At 57.5% G+C, this 25,531-nt stretch carries 26 protein-coding genes, 1 tRNA gene and 2 pseudogenes; 20 read left to right on the plus strand and 9 right to left on the minus strand.

Annotation, left to right across the window (positions count from 1 at the left end):
* Positions 1–10: 10 nt before the first annotated feature.
* The 4 genes from IFT66_RS00075 to IFT66_RS00090 all read left to right on the plus strand — a co-directional run bounded on the left by IFT66_RS00075 (position 11) and on the right by IFT66_RS00090 (position 3,097).
* Positions 11–1,633 (plus strand): dipeptide ABC transporter ATP-binding protein, encoded by a 1,623-nt coding sequence (locus tag IFT66_RS00075; RefSeq protein ID WP_192076455.1) that lies wholly within the window; start codon positions 11–13, stop codon positions 1,631–1,633.
* A 26-nt stretch (positions 1,634–1,659) separates the two neighbouring features.
* Complete coding sequence (locus IFT66_RS00080; protein ID WP_192077093.1) at positions 1,660–2,349, plus strand: AAA family ATPase; 690 nt, start codon at positions 1,660–1,662, stop codon at positions 2,347–2,349.
* Entirely contained in the window at positions 2,346–2,627 is a 282-nt protein-coding gene (locus IFT66_RS00085; RefSeq protein ID WP_192076456.1) for a chromosome partitioning protein ParB, read from the plus strand. Before IFT66_RS00080 ends, IFT66_RS00085 begins: the two co-directional genes overlap by 4 nt.
* Positions 2,628–2,722: 95 nt before the next feature.
* Entirely contained in the window at positions 2,723–3,097 is a 375-nt protein-coding gene (locus tag IFT66_RS00090; RefSeq protein WP_192076457.1) for a hypothetical protein, read from the plus strand.
* 847 nt (positions 3,098–3,944) lie between these two features.
* Here IFT66_RS00090 and IFT66_RS00095 read toward each other — a convergent pair.
* Positions 3,945–4,520 carry a recombinase family protein gene (locus IFT66_RS00095; RefSeq protein WP_192077094.1) on the minus strand — a complete coding sequence of 192 codons (576 nt, stop codon included), beginning with the start codon at positions 4,518–4,520 and terminating at the stop codon, positions 3,945–3,947.
* Positions 4,521–4,676: 156 nt separating this feature from the next.
* Positions 4,677–5,288 (minus strand): imm11 family protein, encoded by a 612-nt coding sequence (locus IFT66_RS00100; protein ID WP_192076458.1) that lies wholly within the window; start codon positions 5,286–5,288, stop codon positions 4,677–4,679.
* A gap of 262 nt (positions 5,289–5,550) precedes the next feature.
* On the opposite strand from IFT66_RS00100, the gene IFT66_RS00105 reads away from it, so the two are divergent.
* Both IFT66_RS00105 and IFT66_RS00110 read left to right on the plus strand, forming a co-directional pair.
* On the plus strand, positions 5,551–5,997 hold the full coding sequence (locus IFT66_RS00105) for a hypothetical protein (protein WP_207105876.1): 447 nt from the start codon (positions 5,551–5,553) through the stop codon (positions 5,995–5,997).
* A 341-nt stretch (positions 5,998–6,338) separates the two neighbouring features.
* Positions 6,339–6,542 carry a hypothetical protein gene (locus IFT66_RS00110; protein ID WP_192076460.1) on the plus strand — a complete coding sequence of 68 codons (204 nt, stop codon included), beginning with the start codon at positions 6,339–6,341 and terminating at the stop codon, positions 6,540–6,542.
* Between the two features lie 38 nt (positions 6,543–6,580).
* Here IFT66_RS00110 and IFT66_RS23800 read toward each other — a convergent pair.
* Positions 6,581–6,760: pseudogene (locus IFT66_RS23800) on the minus strand (phage holin family protein); the annotation flags it as partial.
* A gap of 179 nt (positions 6,761–6,939) precedes the next feature.
* On the opposite strand from IFT66_RS23800, the gene IFT66_RS00115 reads away from it, so the two are divergent.
* The 7 genes and pseudogenes from IFT66_RS00115 (at position 6,940) to IFT66_RS00145 (ending at position 12,452) form a co-directional block, all read left to right on the plus strand.
* Positions 6,940–7,581 carry a hypothetical protein gene (locus tag IFT66_RS00115; protein ID WP_192076461.1) on the plus strand — a complete coding sequence of 214 codons (642 nt, stop codon included), beginning with the start codon at positions 6,940–6,942 and terminating at the stop codon, positions 7,579–7,581.
* 235 nt (positions 7,582–7,816) lie between these two features.
* Positions 7,817–8,055, plus strand: a pseudogene (locus IFT66_RS23870) (IS630 family transposase); the annotation flags it as partial.
* Positions 8,056–8,092: 37 nt separating this feature from the next.
* On the plus strand, positions 8,093–8,458 hold the full coding sequence (locus IFT66_RS00125) for a hypothetical protein (protein WP_192076462.1): 366 nt from the start codon (positions 8,093–8,095) through the stop codon (positions 8,456–8,458).
* A 504-nt stretch (positions 8,459–8,962) separates the two neighbouring features.
* Positions 8,963–9,331, plus strand: coding sequence for a hypothetical protein (locus IFT66_RS00130; protein ID WP_192076463.1), 369 nt, complete (start codon positions 8,963–8,965; stop codon positions 9,329–9,331).
* A gap of 543 nt (positions 9,332–9,874) precedes the next feature.
* Positions 9,875–10,225, plus strand: coding sequence for a DUF3489 domain-containing protein (locus IFT66_RS00135; protein ID WP_192076464.1), 351 nt, complete (start codon positions 9,875–9,877; stop codon positions 10,223–10,225).
* Positions 10,222–10,680 (plus strand): DUF2924 domain-containing protein, encoded by a 459-nt coding sequence (locus IFT66_RS00140; protein WP_192076465.1) that lies wholly within the window; start codon positions 10,222–10,224, stop codon positions 10,678–10,680. Before IFT66_RS00135 ends, IFT66_RS00140 begins: the two co-directional genes overlap by 4 nt.
* Positions 10,677–12,452 (plus strand): recombinase family protein, encoded by a 1,776-nt coding sequence (locus IFT66_RS00145; RefSeq protein ID WP_192076466.1) that lies wholly within the window; start codon positions 10,677–10,679, stop codon positions 12,450–12,452. Before IFT66_RS00140 ends, IFT66_RS00145 begins: the two co-directional genes overlap by 4 nt.
* A gap of 212 nt (positions 12,453–12,664) precedes the next feature.
* On the opposite strand, the gene IFT66_RS00150 is transcribed toward IFT66_RS00145, so the two are convergent.
* A tRNA-Gln gene (locus tag IFT66_RS00150) sits at positions 12,665–12,738 on the minus strand.
* A gap of 223 nt (positions 12,739–12,961) precedes the next feature.
* Here IFT66_RS00150 and IFT66_RS00155 point away from each other — a divergent pair.
* Positions 12,962–14,662: a Ppx/GppA phosphatase family protein gene (locus tag IFT66_RS00155; protein WP_184654037.1), complete on the plus strand. Its 1,701-nt coding sequence runs from the start codon at positions 12,962–12,964 to the stop codon at positions 14,660–14,662.
* Positions 14,659–15,462: an RlmE family RNA methyltransferase gene (locus IFT66_RS00160; RefSeq protein WP_062579257.1), complete on the plus strand. Its 804-nt coding sequence runs from the start codon at positions 14,659–14,661 to the stop codon at positions 15,460–15,462. Before IFT66_RS00155 ends, IFT66_RS00160 begins: the two co-directional genes overlap by 4 nt.
* A gap of 2 nt (positions 15,463–15,464) precedes the next feature.
* Here IFT66_RS00160 and IFT66_RS00165 read toward each other — a convergent pair whose 3' ends face one another.
* On the minus strand, positions 15,465–16,886 hold the full coding sequence (locus IFT66_RS00165) for an MFS transporter (protein ID WP_192076467.1): 1,422 nt from the start codon (positions 16,884–16,886) through the stop codon (positions 15,465–15,467).
* 211 nt (positions 16,887–17,097) lie between these two features.
* Here IFT66_RS00165 and IFT66_RS00170 point away from each other — a divergent pair, with 211 nt between their 5' ends.
* The 4 genes from IFT66_RS00170 (at position 17,098) to IFT66_RS00185 (ending at position 20,795) form a co-directional block, all read left to right on the plus strand.
* Positions 17,098–18,114, plus strand: a complete 1,017-nt coding sequence (locus IFT66_RS00170; protein ID WP_446737858.1) for an MBL fold metallo-hydrolase — start codon at positions 17,098–17,100, stop codon at positions 18,112–18,114.
* Between the two features lie 187 nt (positions 18,115–18,301).
* On the plus strand, positions 18,302–19,786 hold the full coding sequence (gene guaB / locus IFT66_RS00175; RefSeq protein WP_113109532.1) for an IMP dehydrogenase: 1,485 nt from the start codon (positions 18,302–18,304) through the stop codon (positions 19,784–19,786).
* A 133-nt stretch (positions 19,787–19,919) separates the two neighbouring features.
* Positions 19,920–20,291, plus strand: coding sequence for a hypothetical protein (locus IFT66_RS00180; protein ID WP_062453741.1), 372 nt, complete (start codon positions 19,920–19,922; stop codon positions 20,289–20,291).
* Positions 20,292–20,375: 84 nt separating this feature from the next.
* A complete protein-coding gene (locus IFT66_RS00185; RefSeq protein ID WP_192076468.1) occupies positions 20,376–20,795 on the plus strand; it encodes an MAPEG family protein in 420 nt (139 codons plus the stop codon).
* Positions 20,796–20,819: 24 nt separating this feature from the next.
* On the opposite strand, the gene IFT66_RS00190 is transcribed toward IFT66_RS00185, so the two are convergent.
* Positions 20,820–21,767: a LysR substrate-binding domain-containing protein gene (locus IFT66_RS00190; RefSeq protein WP_062580164.1), complete on the minus strand. Its 948-nt coding sequence runs from the start codon at positions 21,765–21,767 to the stop codon at positions 20,820–20,822.
* Positions 21,768–21,979: 212 nt separating this feature from the next.
* Here IFT66_RS00190 and IFT66_RS00195 point away from each other — a divergent pair, with 212 nt between their 5' ends.
* Positions 21,980–22,267 (plus strand): DUF1127 domain-containing protein, encoded by a 288-nt coding sequence (locus IFT66_RS00195; RefSeq protein WP_062579265.1) that lies wholly within the window; start codon positions 21,980–21,982, stop codon positions 22,265–22,267.
* Positions 22,268–22,382: 115 nt separating this feature from the next.
* Here IFT66_RS00195 and IFT66_RS00200 read toward each other — a convergent pair whose 3' ends face one another.
* The 3 genes from IFT66_RS00200 to IFT66_RS00210 form a co-directional block, all read right to left on the minus strand.
* The gene (locus IFT66_RS00200) at positions 22,383–23,174 is read right to left on the minus strand and encodes a DUF937 domain-containing protein (RefSeq protein ID WP_192076469.1); all 792 of its coding nucleotides are present in this window, start codon (positions 23,172–23,174) and stop codon (positions 22,383–22,385) included.
* A gap of 89 nt (positions 23,175–23,263) precedes the next feature.
* Positions 23,264–24,637 carry a glutamate--cysteine ligase gene (locus tag IFT66_RS00205; RefSeq protein ID WP_192076470.1) on the minus strand — a complete coding sequence of 458 codons (1,374 nt, stop codon included), beginning with the start codon at positions 24,635–24,637 and terminating at the stop codon, positions 23,264–23,266.
* Between the two features lie 152 nt (positions 24,638–24,789).
* On the minus strand, positions 24,790–25,527 hold the full coding sequence (locus tag IFT66_RS00210) for a 16S rRNA (uracil(1498)-N(3))-methyltransferase (RefSeq protein WP_192076471.1): 738 nt from the start codon (positions 25,525–25,527) through the stop codon (positions 24,790–24,792).
* Between the last annotated feature and the right edge of the window lie 4 nt (positions 25,528–25,531).

The following is a 25,531-nucleotide window of genomic DNA, read 5'->3' on the forward strand; positions in this document are numbered from 1 at the left end:
GGTAATCAGCATGTCATCTCCAATCCTGACGGTCAAAAATCTCCGGCTCGCGCTTCCGGAAGGCGGAGATCGCGAATATGCGCTCGACGATTTGACCTTCCATCTCGATGAACGGAAAATTCTCTGCATTGTCGGGGAATCCGGCTCGGGGAAATCGCTTTGTGCCCAGACCGTGATGGGCCTTCTGCCGAAGGCAATCCGCGTTGCCGGCGGAGAGATCCTGTTCGGTGGCCGCGATCTTCTGAAGGTCGACAAAGAGAGCCTGCGTGCGCTGCGCGGCAGCCAGATCGGCATGATCTTCCAGGAACCGATGACGGCGCTCAATCCGTCGATGCGGATCGTCGACCAAATCGCAGAAGTGTTCGAGGCCCATGGGCTGCTGACACCCGAGGAGCGCCGTGCGCAGGCGGTAAAACTCGCAACAGAAGTCGGCCTGCCTGATCCCGAGCGTATCATCCAGAGCTTTCCGCACCAGCTTTCCGGCGGTCAGCGTCAGCGTGCGATGATCGCCATGGCCCTGGCGCTCGAGCCTGTCGTCTTGATCGCGGACGAGCCGACGACTGCTCTCGACGTCACCACGCAGGCGCAAATTCTCCGGTTGATCCGAGACATCCAGCAACGGCGCGGAATGTCGGTGATCTTCATCACCCACGATTTCGGGGTCGTGGCCGATATTGCAGACGAAGTGCTGGTTCTCCAAAAGGGCATCGTCGTAGAGCAGGGCACAGCAGAAGGCGTGCTGCGCCGACCAACCCACGAATACACGAAAGCCCTTCTTGCGGCCGTTCCGAACGGCGTTCCGTCGGTTCGTGCCGAGGTGGATGACAAGACCATCGCGATCTCGGTTGCCAACCTGCGCAAGACCTACGTGACAGGCGGCAGCCTGTTCAAACCGAAGCGCATTGTGCACGCGGTGAAGGATGTCAGCTTCGAGATCCGGCGCGGCGAGACACTTGGCATCATCGGTGAATCCGGTTCGGGAAAATCGACGGTGGCGAGGCTCGTCACAAGACTTGTCGAACCGGACAGTGGCAAGATCATGCTGGGAGGTGACGATTTCGGTGCGCTTCCGGCACGTGGCCTGCGCCATGCGCGCAAACGCATCCAGATGGTGTTCCAGGATCCCTTTGCCTCGCTCAATCCGCGTCGCAAGGTGGGCCTCAGCATCGCTGATGGTCCGATTGCCCATGGCGTGCCGAAAGGCGAAGCGCTGCAGCAGGCAGTTGATCTGCTGAAACTCGTTGGGCTCGATGCCCGTGCCATCGATCGCCTTCCGCACGAATTTTCAGGCGGCCAGCGGCAGCGTATCGGGTTGGCAAGAGCGCTTGCGCTCAAGCCGGACGTGCTGATCGCAGACGAATCCGTCTCGGCACTGGATGTCACGATCCAGAAACAGGTTCTGGAGCTTCTCGAGGAACTGAAGGGCAAGCTGGATCTGGCGATGCTGTTCATCACCCACGACCTGCATGTCGCGGCGCAGGTGTGTGACAGAATCGCAGTCATGCAGCGTGGAGAGATTGTGGAAATGCGACCAGCGCGAGAATTGCTGGGCAATCCACAGAATTCCTACACGCAGCTTCTGCTGGCGGCGATACCGGGTAAGTCGCTCGAACATCGTGCATCGATCAGCTAGTTGCTGATTTGTAGCGAACTGGTTTTATATCTGGGACGCCGCGGTGCGAAGGCTCACCCGCAGGTTTCGCAAACCGACAGGGCGGCGCGGGAAAATCAACCACGGCGGTTTTGCTCGGAACGGAACTTGCCCATAAGGGCGTGCCGGTAACCATGCTGGACTGTGACCCCAACCATTCTTTGAGCATATGGGCAGGGAAGGGGAGGCTACCGGCCGGCATCACCGCGCTTAGCGACGTGACCGAGTCGAGCATCGTTAAGACGATCAAGCAACATGATGTTGACGGCGCTGTCGTCATCGTCGATCTGGAAGGCGTTGCCTCACGCATGGTATCGCGAGCGATAAGCCAAGCGGATCTCGTAATCATTCCGATGCGCGCAACCATCCTCGATGCGACGATCGGCGCGCAGTCTCTTCAGCTTATTGCCGAGGAAGAGGAAGCGATTGATCGCAAGATCGCTCACGCCGTCGTTTTCACGATGACAGGAAACATTCGGACCAATCAGCACAAGAACATCGAGGCATCGCTTAGGGAAGGCGGCATAGACATCATTGAACCGCCGCTCACACAACGAACTGCATATTCCGCGCTGTTCGAGTTCGGCGGCGATCTGCACACGATGGAAAGCAAGCAAGGAAACATGGCAACGGCGATCGAGAACGCCGAGGCGTTCGCCATGGCTGTCTACAAGCGTCTTACGGAGGCACTGCAATGAGTGATTTTAGAGTCGATCTTTCCTCGCTTCGCCGCCAGCCAAAGCCGGCAGCTGAAGCCGACATTGCAAAAGCCGACGCGGCCGGCGAAGTGCACGGGTTCGTTGATCGAGCGCCACGCGGGAAACCCGGCCGCAAAAAGAGCGAGCGAACTGGACAGGTCCACGCCAAGGTAATGCCCAACGTTTCGGAAGAGATCGCGAACGAAGCGGTTCGGCGCGGCGTCGTCCAGGGCGTAATCATTGAGGAAGCGTGGGAACTTTACAAATCCCGCCGCTAACGGTAAATGCAAAAACGAATATAAATATAATAAAAATAGAGTGACATCAACGCTTTATAGTGTTTAACTTGAGTAGTTCAACACTGGAGAACTCAATGTTTACCAATCAACAAATCGCGGATGCGAAGAAATCAGCATCTTACAGTGATAACGATCATCATCATGAGCATGATGACCGCATTCGGATAGCATACGAGTGGCTTGATGCGCAGACGAAAACCAAAGGTCCAACCGCGAAACGCTGGGCTCTAAAGCATGTTATCGAGAACTGGGCTGGGCGCTACGTTTCGCAATCCGACGTCGAGGTAGCTGCTCATATGCACCCTGAGATTACTGGCTCTTATCCGAAATACAACATTAGCGCTCGATTGATAAGGCCATCTTCGAGTCGGCTAACTGGCATAGCCGAAGCTCACACTCAGCATTACAAAGAGACAGATACAAAACTCTACGCACGCGATGAGCAGTAGCAAGAGCTCACCCTATCTCGGGGACCTTATCCAACTAGCTTTCACTTGAGAGTTAGACGCTTATACAGCAATAATTCCATTAAAGAGGCCCCGAATGGCGGTAAAGACCATCAGCGGCAACAGGCCGAGGCTGCAAACAGGAGGCTTCTAAAAGTGCTCTTAGTAGCGGCGGGGAGAGCTCGCGCGCATCGGAAAGTAACCAAAAAGCCGACGGTTCGCCAAAAAGCAAAGGTGCGCCATGATAACTCCTAAACTTATGTCAATAAAAATTACCTTGCGATTTCTATTGTATTACTGCGTGCTGTGCGCATCACTATTGACAGTGACCAACGAAGAAAATTTCGCGAGGTATATTGCGACTGTTATAGTATTTCAAGTAATGCATATTTATTTTTACTATCGAGAGTATATTGTTTCCGGGTCGGTAACAATGTATGGAAGTCTTGTGGTGCCTCATCTCCGTGACAAACTCAATTCCAGGGTACAGAGGTCATCCCCCGGATCATATTTCATCGCTTTGCCAGCTGTGTTTTATATTCTTTTGTCCTACAATGCGATATTCCAAGCTGTTGGAATCGATACCACAAAATACAAAATTTTATGGGGCTCACTTTTTCTATCATGTGGCGTAATTGATTTAATTTTCGGCTTCGTTGTCTACAGGCGGGTCAGAACTGGAAGTTAGAGCGCGTCCAAGTTATTCGGGGTCATAATTCACTTGCTCCCAACGACCTAGCAGAAAGGGGAGTTTGCAGGACCCATAACATGGGCCGGTATGATCCCCCTCAACCACAACACACGTCCATAACTCTAAGGTGCATAGAGGTGGCGATTCCACGGCGCATCTTCAGACATTGTCACGAACCCGCATGATCGTTTGCCGGCTTGTATCGAACTTTCTCGCGACCGCTGAAATGCTCATCCCGGCCGCGAGATCCTTTCGGGCTTCGGCCTTCTGTTTCAAACTAAGCTTCTGCGGCCGTCCAAGAACCTTACCTTCAGACTTGACGCGGGCGAGGCCGGACTGTGTCCGCTCGATCAAAAGATCGCGCTCGAATTGAGCGACCGCGTTGATGACGTTCATGGTCATCGTTCCGGCCGAGCTGGCAAGGTCAACACTGCCAAGAGCGAGGCAATAAACCCGCACACCAATTTCGGCCAAAGCCTTAACGGTCGTGCTGACATCGGTCGCATCACGGCCGAGCCGATCGAGCTTCGTGACGATCAGAATGTCGCCGGCCTCCAACTTGTCTACGAGCCGTGAAAACTCTCGACGCTGCCTTATGAAGGTGCTGCCTGAAATCTTTTCGGTGATGATCCGGCGCGGCTCAACATGGAAGCCGGCGGCCTCGATCTCCCTGATTTGATTTTCCGGGCTTTGTCCGGTTGTAGAGACGCGGGCGTAGGCGAAGGTGCGAGGCATCGAGGCAGATCCGTCCAAAAAGCTGTTCGGAATATCCTGCCTGTCGTAAAGGCTGTCAACGTAGATTTCGGACACTACTTTCGAGGTGTCCACAAACGTTCGTTTTTGGACAGCGCGGGCAGAGAGGGAAGGGAGCCAAATGCAACATTCAACAAATTAAAGGGGAATTTTACCCTTTCGGGAAAAACTCAATCCTTTTGAATTAATTCTTTCGAATGTTTCTTTAACGATATTTGAAACTATAATAGAAGGCATGTACTCGCGAACACGCACTATATTTAGTTCGCTAAAATTTTCCTCCGCCCAAATTATATGCCGAGATTTTGTTATCATAATTCGATCGGGCTTAAGCGACGGGATAAACCAGTCCGCGTCCGAGGCATCCCGGTCAACACACCGGCGACAATTTTTTGGAAAAGTGGTGTACGCTTCCATCGAATTCCCTTGCCGGTCGAATACATCACACTTACGGAAACCGACATCAGAAGCTGGAATGCATTCTTCTAAAGCATTTTTCATCCTTTCTGTAACGACAGGACAGGACGCAGTTCCGGGTAGATAGTCAAAGGTCCAAAGCTTATCTATCGTCCCCGTTTCCAGCCAATATACAAGCTCTAAGGACTCATCGATTTGCGATCCGGGCTCCCACAATTTGGTAGCTTTGAAATCGGACCTCTCTCGATCTTGAAGAACTAAGATATTATGTCGATCCATTATTTCATCTGAATTACTAAGAAGCCAGAATCCCTTAAGCATATCATTGTCCATTCGGCACATCGCCACTCACGCTCGGCGAACTATATACTCACCGCAAAGTGATTCTAGAACAAGCCGAGCGATGCGGCGTTCCGTTGGAGCCAATGCGGCCGGCCGGGTTCGAAGATAGTGAGCCACCGCAGCGCCAATTATTCCTATCCCGGCGAGAAGCCTCATAGGTATTAGAAGCGCCTCGATCAGACGCGGCAACTACGGGTTGACATGCCACAGCCTCGAAATAAAGGTTGTGACCTTTAGCGGGGTAGGAAAACCAATGCCATCTAATGGAATGTCAATCTGCGGAATGCTGACGTTTGTCGTCGGCTGGATAATGCTTTTATTCTTCACCGGCGTTGAGACGGCCGGCCTCCGGATGGAGGTCACGAATATCCACTTACTTGCGATCAGCGCCATGCTCATTCTTACGGGGATCGCACTGGTAATCGTCGGCACGGTAACAGCTTCGGTCGATCGAGTTAACCGAGGCTTGTCCGATTTGAAGCCCGCAGGAAACGATGACGTAGTGGCGGCGTTGAAGCTTGTAGCGTTTTCGCACCCTATTCACGGGGATATCTGGCAGAAGCGGGCCGGCGTAATGATGCTTGAGCATGCGCTCGAAACACGCAAATCTCTTAGCCGTGACGATGAAGCTAGACTTCGCCGTTGGCGCATCGAGCTGAAGGACGAAGCGCCGAAAGAGGTGCAGTCATCCAATGACTGAAGGACGCAAGGAAGAGATCAAGATTCGAGCGGCATACTTCAACGGCATGGCAGTCACCGCCTCCGCGATCGCGGCGCTAGGTCCAACGGTCGCAATGATAGCCTCATCTCCTCACGACAAGCCTCAAATTCTCTGGGTTCTGCTGTCGATCTTAGGACTTTGCCTTAGCTATGTCCTTCACACCACGGCCCGGCGACTCGCTCGGACCATCGATAAAGATTAAGCGCAGAGCAGATCAAAAACCCCGCCATCACCGCCTGATGGCAGTGCCGAAACGCAAAAAGCCGCCCGGCTAACCCAGGGCGGCTTTCATTTTTCAGGTCGCGACATATCTAAAAACGATGGCAACAATCATCCCACCAAAAGCGCAATCGGTGATTCGCTTCATTGACTGCCAAGAAGCGTTGGAAGCTTCGGTGCAAGAGGTCATCGCGAACGCCGCAATAGCCGGCTGGACACCGCCCGAGGCAATGGCCGCCATTATCGCGATCGCTGAAACCTTGCCCTTGGCTCTGGCGAAGATGAAGAGCTGGACGCAATATTAGGCCAGCTCCAGAAACTCAACTAAGCGCCGGCGATCTCGTTAGCTCGCGGCCTTGCGAGCAACCCACTTCTGCACAAGCAACTCCATTCCACGCGGTCCGAGATAGGCGAGGGCGGCGATTAGGCCCGTTGCTGTCGTTGGGCCAACGTTGAGAAAGGAAGCAACGCTTTCCCCAACCAAGGCCATGCCGAGCGCCACGGGAAATTCCCAAAGCAGTTCGAGGTGAACGAGGCTGGGCGGGGAGTGCAAGTGGATCAAATGATGGATTTAAACATGTGAAACCCGACCCCTCAAATCCAAATAGAATGATTGTTAAGGATCCTCACACCGGGAGGAAAACTGTAAAGCCCATAACAGATGAATTTTTAAATTATTGGGATAACAAGTAGGTCAAGTTTATGACACACGATGAAACGTACGATTGGGCGCTGGGGACCTGGAGATCTGGCGTTGGTGATTTTGAGAATAGGTACCATGTAAGTATTAATGACGGTTTCCTTAAATTCAGAGTTTATCGACCATTTGATGGAGATATTTTTCAAGTAAAATCTGTTGATGTTGAATTCGATTGCATAAAGATCGGCGGAAATTGGGACTCGACTAGGCGAGAAGTTGTGTATCAATTTAGACGGGGCTTCGAGACGCGCACAATTCAAATGCTGTTCACTATAAATGGCAGTACTCCCATATTCCGCAGTGATAATAGAAAAAGTAACGTCACCTCTAAAACAACAGGCGGAATTGAAGTCCCATGGCATCTCATAGGGTCGTGGCGGGATGACGAAGAAGATTTCCGATCGGAGTACAATATTATTTCCACTGGTAAATCCCTACTTGTCTACGGGTGCGACTTCATTGATAGTGAAATTTACATAATTGATGATGTGCAGTGGGGCGACTATTTCGTTTTTTTTAAAAGCTTGGTTCCGTCTAATAACAGAGTTGGTTCACATAAAATTTATCGCACCGGCGATGGGGTGTTTCAAATGGATTTCCAATTCACCTATCGAGACATCGTAATAAAAGTTGAAGGCGTTTAGAATATTTCCAGCGCGTAACATCATTGGATTTGGGATCGCAGTTTGATCGGTTCATGTTGCTTAGAAACGCTATTGCTGGAACCTCGTTAGATTTGAGAACAACCGCCGCTTCGAAACCCGCTACGCAGCGAAGGCAACCTAGAGCGTGTCCGTTGAACGCGGAATCGTTTTGAGGATTCCCCTTGCTGCCGAATGCTCATTCCATCGCTCCGACTGGTGATTTGGTCGAAGCAATATGACCCGAGCTCTCAGCGATGTCTGCGTAGCCGCGTGCTGGCTGCGTCACGGGGTGGCATGTCGGCGCGGTCAGCAGCGGCCCGATTTGGGATTGGGAATGCAACAGCCATCGCCTGGATTGCGAGTGCGCGGGTTGGTCGGCTGACGCCTGGGAAACAAGGCCGACGCGGTGGCTCGCGCCTTGATGCCCACGAGTACTTCATCGTCGGCATGGTCGAAGAGGCAAAGGACCGAACGGGCAACTGACTTATAGTGTCACTCGGGGGGAAATGTAGTGCCAGGAATAGGTGTAGGTGGCGCTCTATCCGGCTACATCAGTGTCCCGCAGGCTCTGGGTGAGGTCTGGGATGCTGGTATTACGACGGCCGTCTCAGGCAATGTCGGAGCCGAAGTTGGCGTGACTTTGGGGGGACTCGGCCTAGCGAAAGATTATTATGTCACTCCCCTTGATATTCGTGCCGGAGTATCCGTATCCGTGCAAGCCGAGGGATCATTCTCCATTAGAGGTGCTTTAAAGGATTTGGCGGCATATCAAGCAAAACGCAGAGTCGAAAACATTTTGAGTAAAATTGATGCGCAACAGAAAGCTTTAGCCGAAAGCAAAAAAATGATGGAGAAAAGGATAGCAAATCATCGATAGATACTCATGAAATAGACAAAGAACAATAATTAGAAGGTGATATGTTTATACCGGGACTCAAAAAAAGCTTTCTTGCGGCAATCATAACATTGGAAATATTAATGCTAAGCTCTCGACTATTTGGGTTCGGAGCAGCGTTCGCCGTTTTTGGATTGCTGTCTGTCGCTGCGGTCGGTTATTTCCACCTTAAGTTGGTAAAGGTGAAGGTTCGGCCAATCAAACGAAATATGAGTGAAGAGGAATACCGTACGGAGATCAAGTGGCTCGTGGTAATCGCTCCACTTGTGGTTATGTGGGGAAACTCGTTTCCCTTTTCGGGGCAGTTTCCAGGGGAATACTCAATCGATGTTTGGAAGATGGTGTTTTTTATTGCGGTTATATTGTGGTTTTTCATGGAAGGCGTGTTCAGGCTCCGTTTTTAGTGGATTGATTCCAACGTTTGGTGCCCGCGCCTAGAGCTGCCGGATGCAACTAATATTGCTGAGGTTGCTCGGAAGGAGGCAAATGCTTCTGGTGGTACCGATGCTGAAGCCTCGAAGCCTACGTCGCCGGATGGCATTGGAGCAAACGAACATGAATAGTCCCATAGAATTCCTAGAGGAGGCTTACGAGTCGGCTTTAGCGTCTCCAGATTCTAAAAATATAGATATCACTCTAGACAGGGCAGCTAATGGCTTATCAGCCTTTGTTGATATTTTTGGCTTCACCGCATCTGCAAGGATAACTGTCTATCAAGACGGAAAAGGGGATTTCGAGATTATTTCGAGTAAGCAAGAATATAACTACGTGCATCATGCCGAACTAACAAGTCGCGAAAGCATCCAGGATTACGTTTTTGAATTCATACGATTAGTAAAACAATATGATATTTGATTTAATTCAATAATAGCACGTCCGATCCGGTGATTTGCATTGTGCAGACTTACTGAGCATCTGCGTGATTTATTTGAGTGGTGTTCAAGGGAGATTCGTGACAGAGAAATGCTTATAACGCAATATATTCCGACGGTCGCTGTGGTTAAGAACGTTGACGGCGGGACCTTTGAAACAACATCAGGTCAGCTGCTGGCGGAAGCACACGCCAAGGCTAGCCCGGTCTTTCGAGGCCGCTATTTAGCGCTTTCGCGAAGCCAACAACTTTCACCATTCAGTCGACGGCAGGAGATTTCCCGTTCGACTGCTTCTCACTCGACGCCATTCGAGATGATCATCCGGAAACGAAGGGCTGCTGCGAGTAGTTTATAGACTGCGGCGTCTTTGACCAATCGTCCAATCCGGCTGGACTTGCGGTGCAAAGGAAGCAGTACTCCCTCTCAGGCGAAGCCCACGATTGGCAGATGCCTGAGCCCGATCCGACCTCGGGCTTCACTCAGTGCAAGGCGGGATATCCCCGGCCTCAACAGAGTGGAGTCTAGAATGACATCGCCAACGAGTGAAAGCCTTCCCCAGACAGTGACCGCATTGTCCGCAAGCCCTCGACCTAAAGCCCACAAACGCAAGAAGGAACAACTGCTCGCGCTGGTCGCAAGGCCGGGCGGCACGCGGATCTCGGTGCTAACCGAGCGGCTTGGCTGGCAGGCGCATACAGTGCGGGCAGCGCTGTCGGGGCTGCGCAAGCAGGGGCATCAAATCCTTGCCACTAAAGCACCTAAGACGGGGGAGGCGGTTTACCAGATCGTGACGCCGACAGAGCCTGCGGAATCTACGGCAACGACCGAGCAAACTGAGCAGGCTGCGGTCACCTCGCCCGAGGGAGACGCCGTATGAACATAGCTGCAAGGATCCCAACGCCGCCATGTGCGGCGTCGTTTGGCGCTCTTGATCGCGAGGCATGCCTGAAACGTTGGCGCAAGCAGTTCGATCATCAACCACCGCGCTACGTCTCGGTCGAATTCATGCGCAAGGTGTTTGCCTATGAGGCGCAGGTAGCGGCCTTTGGGGGTCATTCAAAGGCCGTTCGCAATGTCCTCAAGGCCTGTTTGAAGGACGGGGAGCAAGGCGGGAAACCGAAAGCCGGAGCGACGGCTGTACCTTCTCCTGCAACCTTGCGACCCGGAACCCATCTGGTGCGAGAGTGGAACGGCAGGGTGTACCAGGTCGAGGTCACCGCAGACGGCTTCCAGATGGATGGCAAGCAATTTGGCTCGCTGAGCGCCATCGCTCGCAAGATCACCGGGACAGCCTGGTCCGGCCCTCGCTTCTTCGGTTTGGCACGAATATGAAGTCCGTCCGCTGCGCTATCTACACCCGCAAATCCTCAGAAGAAGGCTTAGGCCAGGAGTTCAACTCACTGGATGCGCAGCGAGAGGCCTGCGCATCCTATATCGCCAGTCAAAAGCATGAGGGCTGGGTACTCATCCCGGACTACTACGACGATGGCGGCATCTCTGGCGGGACCCTGGAGCGGGCGGCACTCAAACGGCTGTTGAAGGATATCGAAGCGGACCTGGTCGATCAGATCGTCGTCTACAAGATCGACCGGTTGACGCGGTCGCTGGCAGACTTCGCCAAACTGGTGGAGCGTCTCGATAACGCGAATGCCTCCTTTGTCTCTGTGACGCAGTCCTTTAACACGGCCACCAGCATGGGGCGGCTGACCTTGAACGTCCTGCTGTCCTTCGCACAATTCGAGCGGGAAGTGACGGCCGAACGGATCCGCGACAAGATCGCCGCCTCCAAGCGAAAGGGGCTGTGGATGGGAGGCCGGGTGCCTCTCGGCTATGAGGCGGATGGGCGGTCTCTCAAGATCGTCGAGGAGGACGCCGAGACGGTCAGAAAGATCTACCAGCTCTATCTCGAGCTGGGCTCGATCTACGAGGTCAGGGTGGCCGCAAACGATCTGGGCTTGCGCACCAAAGGACGTCCGAGGGCGGGCGCCAAGAAGTACAAGCAGGGCCACCAAACGGCAACCAGCGATACCAGCATTCGGTCGCTCCGAAGCGACAAACCCAATCCCGCCGATAGCAGCAAGTTCGCAACCGTCGATAACGCTGTCCCAGCTACCGTCATCGGGCTGGCGCCGTTTGGGGTGACCAACATCTACTACATCTTGACCAACCCGGTTTATGCCGGGCGCATCCGCCATCGGGCGCAGATCCATGACGGCAATCACTCGGCGATCATCGAGCCGGTAGTATGGGATCTGGTTCAGGAAAAGCTGACAGAATTTGCCTCGCGCCAGCGTGGCGTCAGCAAAATCGCCAAGTTCGCACCACTGGCTGGCAAGCTCTATGACGACACCGGCGACTACTTCACACCCAGCCATACGAAGAAGAATGGTGAACGCCTCAGCTACTACGTCTCCAACCGGGTGATCAGCAAGAAGCAGATGAGCAAGGCCCCGATGGATCGGGGTTGGAGACTTCCGGCTAAGATGCTCGAAAGCCAGATTGCCCAGGCCATCGTGCGCCATCTCATAGATAGATTGCCGACCGATCTCTTCTTAACCAAGTCGGTTACAGAGATCGCCCAAGTCCACCATCGGCTGGAAGCGCTGGCTGCCGAGACCGACAAGCATCTGACCCTGATCCTGAAGTGCCTGGCTCAAGCGACCATCATGCAGGGGCAGATCGATCTAGTGCTCATCGACCAGTGCGTCGCCGAACTGATCTCGATTCCACTGGACTCAATCAACCCGGCCGTTCTTGCCTTCAGCACCAGCTTCCAGAATCGCAAACGTGGCGTCGAGACGAAACTGATCATCGGCGCCGCTGCCGCCACATCCCGCGACGAGGTTCTGACCCGCAACATTGCCAAGGCGCAGCAGTTCTACGAAGCGGTCAAACAGGGGCAGAGCTTCGAGGACATCGCCAAGTCCGAAAGCCTTTCGACGCGTCGGGTGATGCAGATCATCGATCTCGCCTTCCTGGCACCGGCAATCGTTCAGTCGGTTGTAGCAGGCGACCAGCCGCTGGGCTTCACGACGAAATGGCTGTCCGGCAATCCGATGCCATCCGACTGGCACGCTCAGCGCCAGATCGTCGCTGCGCTCTGAGCGCAAATCACATCCACATCGAACGGGCGATCAGGAGCCGATGCGACGTTCTCAACCTGTAAGTCTCGACAAGGCGACCAGAGACTGGAGGTCCAAGATGGCGCCGAATGAGTGCCCACGGCAGTCTCTCGGATTTCAGCACGCGTACAACCCGCTGAAATTACGTCGCCATTTGGCGGAAAGCGCTAACCCGTATGGAAATAAAAGGAGATTGGCTGGGGAACCTGGATTCGAACCAAGATTAACGGAGTCAGAGTCCGTCGTTCTACCGTTGAACTATTCCCCAGCAGGAAAAGCCTTGTGGCTCATCGGTGTGCGGCGCTTATAACCAAACACTTGGCGCTTGCAAATACCCTTTGTGAAAAAAATCGACATCATTTTTGGTCCTGCTTGCCGCGCCCTAAAAAGCCGTTGGCGAATGCGCCTGAGGCTGTTATCTTCAGGTCAACGAAACGATCAGACGCCAGCTGCATGCTTCAAAGTGTTGCGCGGCGAGATGGACTTATAAAGTGATGAACCCCGATAGCGGCGGAAAGCCGCCGGAAGGCGGGGCGTCGGCGGAACTGCGCAGGGATGTCAAGAACTCCCGGCGCCGCAAGGCGAAGCGAAACGGCAAAGACCGTGACGCGGCGTCGATGGCGCACGCAAACCCGGCTGAAAAGGCCGGCCAGCCCGGACGCCCGCACGGCATGAAACCGGATGGCGGCACGTCCGACGGCGGGCGGCCAGAGCCGGGCTCACCGCATCCGCGCAAGCGCAAGCGCCGTCGCTCCCGTTCGCGCTCCGCGGTCACGGAGAATTCCGCACATGCGCCGAATCCATCTGCGGAGAGTGGCGATCGACCGATTGGTGCTGATGCGTCGGCGGGCGAAGGCTTGCGCGGTGACGCGAAGCCGGTCGGAAAGCAGCCGCGCCAGCAGGGCCCGCAGCAGGATCGCAATCAGAGCCGCAAGAAGAAGCGTGCCGGTCGGGGCCCGCAGGGTCGGCCGCTGACGCAGGCCAAGCAGGGACCGCTGGTCACCGCCAAGACGGTTTCGGCCGCAGGCCATGCCGGTTATGCGGCGCTCGGGCATGAAAGCCATGGTTCTCCCGGCGCCGACAAGTTCGCAGGCTTCCGCGACGAACTCTATGCAGCCCTTGATCTCGGCACCAACAATTGCCGTCTCCTGATCGCCCAGCCGACGCGGCCGGGCCAGTTCCGGGTCATCGACGCGTTTTCGCGCATTGTCCGTCTGGGCGAGGGGCTGGCTGCAAGCGGTCGCCTGTCGACGGAAGCGATGGATCGCGCCGTCGATGCCTTGCGCGTGTGCGCGTCGAAACTTGCGCACCGGCCGATCCGCCGCATGCGGCTGATTGCCACCGAAGCCTGCCGCGCTGCCGAAAACGGCGAGGCATTTCTGGCGCGGGTCACTGAGGAAACCGGGCTCGAGCTCGAAATCATCGATCGCGAAACCGAGGCGCGGCTTGCCGTGTCCGGCTGCTCGTCGCTGGTCGGTCGCGAGGCCCGCTCCGTCGTGCTGTTTGATATCGGCGGCGGTTCGTCTGAAATCGCGGTCATCCGCATCGGCGACAGCCGCTCGTCGCGGCTCGCCAACCACATTACCCACTGGACCTCGCTGCCGGTCGGCGTCGTGACGCTGTCGGAACGCCATGGCGGCCGTGATGTCACGCCGGCCGTCTTTGCCGGCATGGTCGATGAGGTCGAGGGCATGCTGTCGAAGTTCGATTGCCCGCCGATCGGTTCCCCGCACCAGCAGGGTGCCGAGGACTTTCATCTGATCGGCACATCCGGCACGGTCACCACGCTTGCCGGCGTCCATCTCGATCTGCCACGCTACGATCGCCGCAAGGTCGATGGTCTCTGGCTGTCGGATTCCGAGGTTTCCGCCATGCAGGCAAAGCTCCTCTCATGGGATTTCGCCGGCCGTGCCGCCAATGCCTGCATCGGTCCTGACAGGGCCGATCTGGTTCTTGCCGGCTGCGCCATCCTCGAAGCGATCCGCCGCCGCTGGCCGAGCCAGCGCATGCGGGTTGCCGATCGCGGGCTGCGCGAAGGTCTTTTGACGGATATGATGGCTGATGACGGTGTCTGGCGCCGCGGCAGGGGACGAAGGTTCGGCCAGGGGTCAGGCAACGGTTCAGGCCAGGGCCACCATCAGACGAATAATTCAGGCCACGGGCAGACGCAGGAAACGGGACGCAAGCAATGACGAAACCATCCGTTGGCGGCAACCGCACCGGTCGCAAGCTTGGCCAGAAGGTCAAGAAGGGCAAGCTGAAGGCGTCTTCGCGCCGCTGGCTGGAGCGCCATATCAACGATCCCTATGTCCAGCGCGCCAAACTCGAGGGTTATCGCGCCCGTGCGGCGTTCAAGCTTCTGGAGATCGACGAGAAGCACCAGTTGCTCAAGGGCGCGCGCCGCATCATCGATCTGGGTGCAGCCCCCGGCAGTTGGTCGCAGATCGCCGCCAAGGTCACCGAATCCAGCGATGACGATATGCGCGTCGCGGCGATCGATTTTCTTGAAATGGCGCCGCTTGCCGGCGTCAAGATCCTGCAGCTCGACTTTCTGGATGACGATGCTCCGCGCCAGCTGATGGAAGCGATCGGCGGCACGCCGGATGTCGTCCTGTCCGATATGGCGGCACCGACCACCGGCCACCACCGTACAGACCATCTGCGCACCATGCATCTGTGTGAAGTCGCCGCGCATTTTGCCGTCTCGGTTCTGGGCGAGGGCGGACATTTCCTGGCGAAGACCTTCCAGGGCGGCACCGAGAAGGATCTTCTCGACATGCTGAAGAAGAATTTCAAGCAGGTCATCCACATCAAGCCCGGCTCGTCGCGCCAGGAATCGGTGGAAATGTTCCTGCTTGCAAAACACTTCAAAGGCCAGGCCCACAGGCTCGCCAACGAAGCGGCCGGCGACCATCCCGGCGATGATGCAGCGGACGAAGCACAGGATGATCCGCGGGAACAGGCGGGCGACGAGGGTTTCGGCCGGGACTGAGTTTACTCGCCGGCTCCCGGTGTCGGCTCTACCTGTCCGACGCGCACTCCGCGCCGGTGTCCCGATACGTCGGCGCCGGTCATCGGGTCGAGCTTGAGGATCGGGATCACCGCAAACACCGAAACAGCGGCGACGATAAAGAACGCGAGATGGAAATCCGCGAGCGCCAGCTGGCTGCCGGAAAACGTCGACGACATCTCCAGAATGAAGGCTGCAAACGCGACGCCGAGTGCCAGGCTCACCTGTTGCAGGAATGAGGCCATGGACGTCGCCTGGCTCGCCTGCTGGTCCGTAATCTCCGAATAGCCGAGAGCATTGGCACCTGTGAAAAACAGGGAGCGGAATAGCCCCGCCGCGAGCAGCGCGCCGATGATCACGATATGGGGTGTGTCCGGGGTGAAAAACCCGTTGACCGCCGTCGATGCTGCGCCAAGGATGCCTGCAAAGATCAGCGCGGTTCGAAAGCCTGTCATCGCAAACACCCGCCTTGCAAGGAACTTGACCGTCAGCGCACCGATCGCGCCGGCGAAGGTGATGAGGCCGGACTGAAACGGATTGAGGCCGAAACCCAGCTGCAGCATCAGCGGCATCAGGAAGGGGATCGCCCCGGTCGCGATGCGAAACATCGTGCCGCCGGTGGTGGAGGCACGGAAAGCCCGGTCGTTGAAGATCGTGAGGTTTAGCACCGGAAACGGATGCCGCTTGGCATGGAAATAATAGAGAATGCAGGCGGCAAAGCCGGCAAACGTGGCCGTGATGCCGACGACCGGCGGCAGCGCCGGCAGGCCGATCACCGACAGGCCGAAGACGACACCGGAGGCCGCGACCGAGGTCAGCAGAAAGCCAAACCAGTCCATTCGAGGCGTCTCCACCGGCGGCACGTGCGGCAGGTAGATGCCGGTCAGGATCACGCCGGCGATGCCGATCGGCACGTTGATGATGAAGATCCAGTGCCAGGAAAAATAGGTGGTGATGAAACCGCCGATCGGCGGCCCGGTCAAAGGCCCGACCAGCGCCGGAATCGTCAGAAGCGCCATGGCGGAAACAAGTTCGCTTCGCTTCGTCGTCCGCAGCAGCACGAGACGGCCGACCGGCGTCATCATTGCACCGCCCATGCCCTGCAGAAAGCGCGACATCACGAACTGCAGCAGTGACTCGGAGATTGCGCAGAGGATCGAGCCCACAATGAAGACGCAGATTGCCAGGCGAAAGATCTTCTTTGCCCCGAATTTGTCGGACATCCAGCCGCTCAGCGGAATGAACATTGCAAGAGCCACCATGTAGGATGTCAGCGCCAGTTTCAGCGTGATCGGGCTGACCCCGAGATCGGCGGCGATGGTGGGAAGTGCGGTGGCGATGACGGTCGAATCCATCTGCTCCATGAACAGAGCGACGGCCAGAATAAGCGGAATGATGCGGTTCATGGGGAGGGCCTGCGATACGCGACGCACTTCAACGTCCCCGCTCTAGACCTGTTCCGGCATGAAGCCAATTGCACGATGTCAATTTCCGGGAGACCATGTCACGTCTGCGTGAGGCTTGTTTCCCTTTGCCTGTCGCCTGTTATCTATTCGTGTGCGGGGCTTGGGCATTTTCGGTGCACCCCCGAAAGCTTTCAAACGGAGGGATGAGATCATGACGTTCAAGGACGAACCAAAGGGCATGGAACGCCGCACGCTGCTGGGAAGTGCCGGACTGGCCGTCCTCGCGGCGCCGGCTATATGGAGTGGCCAGGCGCTGATGAGCAGCAAAGCGCTGGCACAGGAGAAGAAATTGGCAATCGATCGCGTAACCCCTCCCGACATTCACAAATTCAAGCTCGGTAGCTTCGATGTTCTCGTGGTGAAGGATGGTTCCCGCGCCTCCGGCACTCCGAACGAGACGTTTGGAACCAACCAGTCGGCCGAGACCGTCAGCGCGCTTCTCGCAGACAACTTTCTGCCGACCGATCAGTTCGTCAACGGCTTTTCCCCGACGCTCATTGATACCGGCAGCGACGTCATCCTGTTCGATACGGGCTTCGGCCAGTCGGGTCATGCCATGGGTGCCGGCCGTCTGGTCGAAGGCATGGCGTCTGCCGGCTATATGCCGGGCGATGTCACGAAAGTGGTCCTGACCCATCTTCACGGCGACCATATCGGCGGCCTGATGGAAGACGGCAAGCCGGCTTTCCCCAAGGCGACCTATATCACCGGTCAGACGGAATATGATTTCTGGGTCGACGGCGCCCGCGCCGGAACGCCCGCTGAAGGCAATCAGAAGGCAGTGCTCGCCAATGTGAAGCCTCTGGCGGACAAGATGACCTTTATCGGAGAGGGCGGCGAAGTCGCACCCGGCATCACCGGCATGCTCGCAGCCGGCCACACGCCCGGCATGATGATCTTCAACGTGGAATCGCAGGGCAAGCGCCTGATCCTCACGGCCGATACCGCCAACCACTTCGTCCTGTCGCTGCAGCGCCCGGACTGGGAGGTCAAGTTCGACATGGACAAGGCAAAGGCGGCCGCAACCCGCAAGCGCGTGTTCGACATGATCGCCACCGACAAGGTCGCCTTCCTCGGCTACCACATGCCGTTCCCCGCCGTCGGCTACGCCGAAAAGCAGGAAACCGGCTACCGCTTCGTGCCGAAGAGCTACCAGTTCGATATCTGACGAATATTGACGCGGGAAATTCACAGCTATGCAAACCCGGAGGGCCTGCCTCCGGGTTTTAAATGTTCCCTTCCTGTCATTATCGTGTTACCAGCCCTCGCCAACTTCCAAGCAATTGTTGCCGGAACGTCGGGACGTATTCACGGTCCTGAGCGGTCCCGCATTTTTAAGATCGAAGGAATTGGCAATGGCTCGTATTATAGAAACGCCGACCGGTCTCGACGCCCTCACATTCGATGACGTCCTGCTGCAGCCGGGGCATTCCGAAGTCCTGCCGGGCCAGACCAGCGTCGCCACGCGCATTGCCACTGATTTCGAGCTGAACATTCCGATCATCTCGTCGGCGATGGACACCGTCACCGAAAGCCGTCTCGCCATCGCGATGGCGCAGGCCGGTGGTCTTGGCGTCATCCACAAGAACCTGACCCCGGTCGAGCAGGCTGAACAGGTCCGCCAGGTCAAGAAGTTCGAAAGCGGCATGGTCGTCAATCCGGTCACGATCGGCCCCGACGCGACGCTCGCCGATGCGCTGGCCCTGATGAAGACGTTTCACATTTCCGGCATTCCTGTTGTCGAAGCCTCGGGCCGTCTGGTCGGCATCCTGACCAACCGCGATGTGCGCTTTGCCTCGGATCCGGCCCAGAAGATCCACGAGCTGATGACCCATCAGGGTCTCATCACCGTCAAGGAAAACGTCGATCAGCAGGAGGCCAAGCGCCTGCTGCATACCAACCGCATCGAAAAGCTGCTGGTTATCGATGGCGAAGGCCGCTGCGTTGGTCTGATCACCGTCAAGGACATCGAAAAGTCGCAGCTCAACCCGAACGCCTCCAAGGACATGCAGGGCCGCCTGCGCGCCGCTGCCGCGATCGGCGTCGGTGACGATGGTTTCGAGCGTGCCGAGCGGCTGATCGAAGCCGGCGTCGACCTTCTCGTCGTCGATACCGCGCATGGCCATTCGGCCCGCGTTCTCGAAGCCGTCACCCGCGTCAAGAAACTGTCCAACCACGTCCGCGTCATGGCCGGCAACGTTGCCACCGCAAGCGGCACCAAGGCGCTGATCGATGCGGGCGCAGACGCCGTCAAGGTCGGTATCGGCCCGGGTTCGATCTGCACCACGCGTATCGTCGCCGGCGTCGGCGTCCCCCAGCTTGCCGCCATCATGTCGGCGGTCGAGGCAGCACAGGCGCAGGACATTCCGGTCATTGCCGATGGCGGCATCAAGTTCTCCGGAGACGTCGCCAAGGCGATCGCATCCGGCGCGTCGGCCGTGATGATCGGCTCGCTGCTCGCCGGCACCGATGAAAGCCCCGGCGAAGTCTATCTCTACCAGGGCCGCTCGTTCAAAGCCTATCGCGGCATGGGTTCCGTCGGTGCCATGGCCCGCGGTTCCGCCGACCGTTACTTCCAGGCGGAAGTCCGCGACACCCTGAAGCTGGTGCCGGAAGGCATCGAAGGCCAGGTGCCCTACAAGGGTCCGGTTTCCGGCGTCATCCATCAGCTCGCAGGCGGCCTGAAAGCTGCCATGGGCTATGTCGGCGGCAAGGACATCAAGGACTTCCAGGAGAAGGCGACCTTCGTTCGCATCTCCGGTGCTGGCCTGCGCGAAAGCCATCCGCATGACGTGACGATCACCCGCGAAAGCCCGAACTATCCGGGCTCCGGCGCCTGAACGTAGCGACGTCCAAAACAACAGGGCCGGGCATAGTAGCCCGGCCCTTTTTATTTCGTGCCCCCAGTATCCGCCAGCACAAATTTTGATATCTTCTCGTCGTCGATAGAGATCGACTTAAGGGGAGACTTTCGTGAAGAGAACAGTTCTTGCTGCGGTGCTTCTGGGCGCCGCTTTCATTGCGCCTGCCCAGGCGCAGACCGTCAAGGCCGGCGCGTACACGGTTGAGGGCACCAATCTCGACGGATCCGCCTATGACGGCACCGCCACCATCAAGCTGACCAGCGAGACGACCTGTGCCATCGTCTGGAAGACGGGTTCGGGCAAGAAGGCCACGTCGAACGGCATCTGCATGCTCTATGAGAACGCTTTTGCCGCAGGCTACGTGCTGGATGGCGAAGTTGGCCTCGTCGTCTATGAGGTGCGCGATGATGGCGTGCTGGAAGGTGCCTGGACGATTTCCGGCCAGGACGGATCCGGCACCGAAACCCTGACGCCGCGGTAGTCCAAGTCTGTGTAAGGAGGGCCGTCGGCCCGTTGTCGGCGGCCTTTGCTTCGTCTATGCATTCTTATGACGACAGGAGGATCAATGCTTTCCACCAATGCAACGCTCTGGCCGATGATCGCGCATGTCGCGCTCGTCTTCTGTCTCTACTGGATGCTGTCGAAGAAACGCGTTGCCGCCGTCAGGTCGGGCCGCGTCGAGGTAGCGCAGTTTCGCGAGAACCTGCAGGAACCGGCGGAAAGCCTGCTGGTTCACAACAACATCAAGAACCAGTTTGAACTGCCGGTGCTGTTTCACGTCGTCTGCCTGGTGCTTTATGCATCGACCGCAGACAATTGGGGCACGGTGGCGCTCTCCTGGCTCTTCGTCGCCTCCCGCTATGCCCATGCCTATGTGCATGTGACCAGCAATCGCCTGCGCTATCGCCGGCCGCTGTTCATGCTCGGCTTCTTCACGCTGGTCGCGCTCTGGGTCTGGCAGGCCGTGTGGCTTGCCCTCAACTGAAGGCAGGCGACGTTCTTGTCTGCATTACCAGCCGGGCATCACCGAACCGCGCGACCGCACCATGCGCGGAAACGCCTTGGTGTCGGCATCGAGATCGTCAGGCACCACGGCCGGCGAGATATTGTCGAGGCAGGCGGTGATATGGTCGGTGATGGCGTTCATCAGCGACGGTGAGACCCCCGGCCGCTTCATCAGGCCGATCTGCACGGGTGGCAGCGGCGGAAAACCGTCGGCAGCCGTCAGAACCTTCATGCCGGGCCGCAGCGCCGATTCCGGCAGGACGGAGACAGCCATGCCGGCAAGCACGGCCGCCGCAACGACGGTCGACGACCAGCTCGTAAACAGGACCTGATATTCGCGGCCTGACGCATCCAGCGCCGAACAGGAAAGCTGGCGCCAGAGGCAGTCGCGCCGACCGACCGCAAGCGGCACCGGCGCGTCGTCCTTCAGCGTGTGGTTGGCCGAACCCACCCAGCACAGAGGCTCGGTGCGAACGACATCTGATATCCGCTGCCGTGGGTTGTGCGTCACGAGCGCGATATCCAGCTCTCCGCGCGCCATCTTCTCGGCAAGGCTGACCGAGGGTTCGCAGACGATGTAGAGCTCCACATTGGGATGCGTCTTCGCAAACCGTCCGATGATTTCGGGCATGTAGCGGTCGGCATAGTCGTCCGGCGTGCCGATCCGGATCGAGCCTTCCAGGCGGTTGTCGTCGAAGGCGGCAATCGCCTCGTTGTTAAGCCTGATGATCCGCCTTGCGTAATTCATCAGCTTCTCGCCCTCGGCCGTCACCCGGTTGCCGCGCCCGTCCTTGGCAAACAGCTGCTTGCCGATCCGTTCTTCCAGCCGGCGCATCTGCATGGACACCGCCGACTGGGTCTTGAACACCCGATCGGCCGCCTTGGTGAAACTGCCGGTGTCGATGATGGCGATGAACGTGTGTAGCTGATCGATGTCGAGCGGTGCGGACATGCAGGCCTCCAGATGAACGTCATTCATAAGAGCGATTGATGCATATCATTAGAAACATTCGTTGGACTGATCAATAGATTTTCCCGCATAAACACGATGCAAAATCAGAACCAGCGAAGGCCTCCTCCCGGATGCCTTCACAAAGGGCAACCTTTCCGCAAAGCCGTTGTGGAAGGGGTGAGCCTCTCCGTGCCTTACGAAAGGATGATCCGATGAGCACGACCAACTACGGAACCGAACTGAAGCTTTACCCTGCAGCAGCGAAGACCCGCTTTGCAGCGCAGATCATGCTTCGAACGAAATCCGTATGGCGCGCTCTTCGAAATCGCTTCGAGGCCAATTCCCTTCACGACCTCGATGATTACCAGCTCGAAGATATCGGTATTACCCGCCACGATGTGGTGAAGGCGCTCGATCGTTCGGGCGTTCTGGATGACCCGTCGCGGCTTCTGACGCGTGCCGCCCGCGAGCATGCGCGCAACCGCTTCAAGCGGCTCTAGCGAGCCTCAAGTTTCCCCGCAGGGCGATTGCCAATAGCCCTGCCTTTGCCCGGCCGGTTTATCCGCGCCGGGCTTTTTCGTTCAAGTGACTTTTTCGTTCAAGTGACTTTTTCGTTCAGCGCTTGGCCGCTTTTCCAGTGCCGAAGTAACCGTCGAACATCGTCTCCAGGCTCTTCTGGTAGCCTTTATTCGCCTCGACGCCGCTGTCGAACATCCGGTTGACGAGATCCGCATAGGTTTGGGCAGCGCCCGGAGCGGTGGCGGAAGGCTGCGGCTGCTCTGGCTTTTCCAGGCCCCACATCGCCCGCATCGCCTGTGCAAAGGGATTGTCCAAGGGATTGCTCGTCGCGTCCGGATTCGGTGCCGCCTTGTCAAAACCCATCGCGGTCATCCACTGCTTCTGCATCGTCTCCAGCGCCGGGCCGAACGTATCGCCGCCGGCCGGAAACTGGGTCGCGAAAGGCGCGCCCATCTGCCCGGTAAACTGTTTGAAGAAGCCGCCCATCAGCGTATTGGCCATGCCAGGCATCATCTTCTCGATGATGTCCTTGCCGATGCCGGTAAACTGCTCCACCTGCGCGGCGACTGCACGGGACACCTCTTTTGAGCCGAACACCTTCTCCAGAACGGCATTGCCGTCGGCTGTGCCCTGCGGCGTGAAAGCCTTGCCCATATCCTCGAAATATTTGCCATAGGCGCCGGAAAACACGGTGCTCATCAGCTCCGAGAGGTCGTAAGGGTTTGCAGCCTTGCGCTTGAAGCCGGAGGAAAAGGCGGGCATCAACGCCGCCATTGCTTCAGAAACCTGTTCCTGGGCAAGATTGAACTGCTTGGCGAAGGCCTCCATGGATGCGCCGCCGCCCTGGCCCCCTCCGGCCTTCATCATCATGTCGAACAATGGCAGCATGGGCATCCCTTCCGGCACGGGTGACTGACCCATTATAGCCGGAAAGGCAGAGCCTCAAAGCGGATTATAGCGCCGCTCGGATGCTCGTCTCAGTAAGCGTAGTCCTTGAACGCCGGCTCGACCGAGCCTTCCCAGCGACCATTGAACAGCGCCAGCATTTCGTCGGCAAGCGTTGCCTTCTTCACCAGGATTTCTTCGAGCGGACGAAGATAGATCGTCTCGTCGTCGCCCTCGGCGTTCTTGCGGGCACGGGCCTTGAGGCCGGCCTTGGAGATCAGCACGCTCTCGCGGGCGATATCGAGAACCGACACGCCACGGATCTCGGCTGAAAGACCCTTTGATGGAACGGTGTCGCGCATCTGGACGACATCTTCGAAGGTCCAGTCCTTCGTCAGTTCCTGCGCATCCGCAAGCGCCGTGTCGTCATAGAGCAGACCCACCCAGAAGGCGGGCAGGGCGGAAATACGATCGAGCGGACCGCCATCGGCGCCGCGCATTTCCAGGAACCGCTTCAGCCGCACGTCTGGGAAGAGGGTGGAGAGATGGTTGATCCAGTCGCCCATCGTCGGCTGCCAGTCGTCGACCATGCCCTTCAGCGCGCCGTCCATGAACTGCCGGAAGGTGATGTTGGTACAGTCGTGATACTTGCCGTTGCGCACGATGAAATACATCGGCACATCGAGTGCCCACTCTGCATAATCGGCATAGCCGAAATCGGAGTTGAACACGAAGGGCAGCACGCCGGAGCGGCTGTTGTCGGTGTCACGCCAGATGTCGCCGCGCCAGGAGGATAGTCCGTTCGGCTTTCCCTCGGTAAACGGCGATGCCGCAAACAGCGCGGTCGCGATCGACTGCAGCTTCATCGACACCCGCATCTTCGCGGCCATGTCTTCCTCGGACGAGAAGTCGAGGTTCACCTGGATCGTGCAGGTGCGGTACATCATGTCCAGACCCTTGCTGCCGACCTTCGGCATGAAGCGGGTCATGATGTCGTAACGGGATTTCGGCATGCGCGGCGTTTCTTCGCGCGTCCATTTGGGGCTGCCGCCGATGCCGAGAAAACCGATGCCCATCGGCTCGGCAATTTCCTTGACGAGCGCGATATGCTGCTCGGCCTCTTCCGCCACCTCATGCAGTGTTTCAAGGGGCGCGCCCGAAAGCTCGAATTGGCCGCCGGGCTCGATCGAGATCGCGCCCATGCCAGATTGTTCGCCAAGCCCGATGATGTTGCCGCCATCGGTGATCGGCTCCCAGCCAAGCCGTTCCTGCATGCCATTCAGCAGCGCGGAAATGCTGGCCTCGCCCGCATAGGGCACGGGCGAATGATCGGCTTTGAAGAAGACGAACTTTTCGTGCTCGGTCCCGATCCGGAATTTTTCCTTCGGACGCGGTCCCTCGGCCATGTAGCTGGAAAGCTCGGCCACCGAAGAAAGCGGGGTCTGGTCGGTGGTGTCGCGGGCCATGAAAACTACCTTGTTCGGAGTGCCGTATTTAGAGAGCGAACGTCCGGCTGATTGGACCGGAATGATGTGCGGTGCAAGTGAATTTCTTTCAACGCTGGTTTAGAAAAACAGGCAGCTGTGTGTCAAATCTGTCGCGCCGGTTGAAGGGGTGTCTAACGCCAGTCGCCGATCGAAGCCTGGACCACGGCAAGTGCTGCAACCGCTGCGGTATCGGCCCTCAGGATACGCGGTCCGAGCGGAATGGCACTGACGAATGGCAGCGACCGCAGACGCGCCCGTTCTTCTTCGGAAAACCCGCCTTCCGGGCCAACCAGCAGCGCCAGCTTGGTCTCCTCGATCTTCGACAGGATCATCAGCGGGTTCTGTCCCTCATCGCCCTCGTCGCAAAAGATGATGCGCCGGTCGGAGGGCCAGTGGTCGAGGACATCGCCGAGTTTCTTCGGCGGAAGCACCTGCGGGACTGACAATATGCCGCACTGTTCGGCAGCTTCGATCACGTTCGCCTGCAGCCGTTCCATGCTGGTGATCTTGCCCTGCACATGCTGCGTCATGACAGGCTGAAGCGTGCCGGCGCCCATTTCGACCGCCTTCTGCACCAGATAGTCCAGCCGTCCCACCTTCAGCGGCGCAAACAGGTAATGCAGGTCCGGTGCCGGCGGCTGCGGGCGCACCTGCTCGATCGGCTCAAGCGCGATCTTCTTGCGGCTCGGAAAGATGAGTTTCGCCAGCCATTCGCCGTCGCGCCCGTTGAACGCCAGGATCTCGGCACCCTCAGTCAGGCGCAGCACATTGGCGAGATAGTTGAAATGCTCCGCTCCCACCTCCTGGTGCTCTGCCTTGGCAAGCGGTGCGTCGATGAACAGGCGCTGTATCCGGAAATTGGCACGCATGGAA

The sequence above is a fragment of the Rhizobium sp. CFBP 13726 genome, assembly GCF_014841925.1.
GTDB classification, from domain to species: Bacteria; Pseudomonadota; Alphaproteobacteria; order Rhizobiales; family Rhizobiaceae; genus Neorhizobium; species Neorhizobium soli.